This window comes from Alcanivorax sp. HI0044, assembly GCF_001634945.1.
In genome coordinates, this window is record NZ_LWEZ01001477.1 from 1 (window position 1) to 1,578 (window position 1,578).

A 1,578-nucleotide genomic window follows, 5' to 3' on the forward strand; every position below is an offset into this window, starting at 1 on the left:
GCGGTGGCGGGCGCGGTATGCGAGCGGTCACTGACCCCAATGATCTGGAAGCGGCGTATCAGCGTTGCCAGTCGGAAGCGAAAGCGGCCTTCGGCAATGCGGCGGTCTATGTGGAGCAGCTCATCACCGCCGCACGGCATGTGGAAGTGCAGGTGCTGGGCGATGGCAGTGGGGCGGTGAGTCATCTGTGGGAGCGCGACTGTACCCTGCAGCGTCGCCACCAGAAGCTGGTGGAATTTGCCCCGGCGCCAGGTCTCGATCCTGCCCTGCGCGATCGCATCATCCACAGTGCCCTGACTTTGGCCGCCGAGGTGCACTATCTGGGGATCGGCACCTTCGAGTTTCTGGTGGAGCCGGAACAGGGTCGTTTCTACTTTATGGAAGCCAACCCGCGAGTGCAGGTGGAGCACACCGTCACGGAACAGGTAACCGGGGTAGATCTGGTGCAGAGCCAGATTTGTCTGGCGGCGGGGGCCAGCCTGGCGGACCTGCAGCTGGATACGCCGCCGGTTTGTGACGGCATGGCGGTACAGCTGCGCCTGAATATGGAAACCCTCAAGGCCGATGGCAGCACCGCGCCGTCCGCCGGTACCCTGACGGCCTATGAGCCTGCCAGCGGGCCAGGGATCCGGGTGGATGGCTACGGCTATGCGGGTTACGCGGTGAGCCCGGCCTACGATTCCCTGCTGGCCAAGCTGATTGTGACAGGCGCGGATTACGGGGCGGTATTGCAACGCGCCCGCCGAGCACTGAAACAGACCCGTATCGCCGGCGTACAAAGCAACCTCCCACTTTTGCAGGCGTTGCTGACCAGTGACGCGGTGCAGGCCAATGCGGTCACCACACGCTATGTGGAAAGTCATCTTGCCGAGTTGTTGGCGGCCCTGCCTGAGGTGTCTGCGGAATTGCCCGCCGCTGGATCGGCTCAAACCATGGAAACCGTGGCGATTCCTACTGGCTGCGATGCCTTGCTCAGCCCCACCACTGGCGTACTGGTGTCCGTGCTGGTCAATGAGGGCGCGACCGTGCAGGCAGGTCAGGTGGTAGCGGTGCTGGAAGCCATGAAGATGGAGTTTGAAATTCGCGCCACCATGGCGGGTCGGGTTCACAGCCTGGCGGCCGAGGAGGGCGATGCGCTGAATGAAGCCGCGCCGTTGTTGTTTGTGGAGCCCGGCGAGGTGGATGGGCCCGCCATCGCCACGGAAGAAAGCGTGGATCTGGACCATATCCGCAAGGACCTGGCCGAGGTGCTGGATCGTCATCACGCCATCAGCGACGAAGGCCGCCCGAAGGCGGTGGAAAAACGTCACCGCAAGGGCAAGCGAACCGCCCGGGAAAACCTGGATGATCTGCTGGATACTGGCAGCTTTCAGGAATACGGCGCCATGGCGCTGGCGGCCCAGCGTCGCCGTCGCAGTGCGGAAGAGCTGCAGGCCATGAGTCCGGCGGATGGGCTGATCGGTGGTACCGGTACGGTCAACGCGGATCAGGTGGGTGAGCAGGCGGGTCGGGTCATGGCCATGAGTTACGACTACACCGTGTTCGCCGGTACCCAAGGGGTGATGAATCACAAGAAGA

1 protein-coding gene is annotated in these 1,578 nt (G+C 63.4%); it reads left to right on the plus strand.

Annotated elements, in window-relative coordinates; all coding sequences use genetic code 11:
• Positions 1-17: 17 nt before the first annotated feature.
• Positions 18-1,578 (plus strand): biotin/lipoyl-containing protein (locus A3730_RS22330; protein WP_304439522.1); only part of this gene is annotated, 1,561 nt, incomplete at its 3' end.